The organism is Vibrio sp. 10N.222.49.C9 (assembly GCF_041474985.1).
GTDB lineage: Bacteria > Pseudomonadota > Gammaproteobacteria > Enterobacterales > Vibrionaceae > Vibrio > Vibrio crassostreae_C.
In genome coordinates, this window is record NZ_JBFRVD010000964.1 from 1 (window position 1) to 341 (window position 341).

The following is a 341-nucleotide window of genomic DNA, read 5'->3' on the forward strand; positions in this document are numbered from 1 at the left end:
ACGCTATCTTGCGTGGTGATATGCGTGAAATCTTGCCGCAACTGCACCTAGAAAATGACATTACGCCTTGGGTTCACCACTGTGAGAGCCTACGTAGCGGCTTCAAATGGCGCTATGACCACCCAGGTGATTTGATCTTTGCTCCACTATTAATGAAGCAACTGTCAGACATGATGCCAGATAGCTCAATGGTATCTACCGATGCTGGCCAGCATCAAATGTGGGCAGCACAGCATATTCAGCCTCGCGACCCTCAGAACTTTATCTCATCAGCAGGCCTAGGCACTATGGGCTTTGGTTTGCCAGCCGCCATGGGCGCTGCGGTAGCAAGACCTGATGAT

Annotated in this window: 1 protein-coding gene; it reads left to right on the forward strand. The window is 51.0% G+C overall.

Features of this window, described 5'->3' with window-relative positions:
• A partial coding sequence (locus AB4585_RS26430; RefSeq protein WP_372171720.1) for a thiamine pyrophosphate-dependent enzyme occupies nt 1–341 on the forward strand: 341 nt, incomplete at both ends.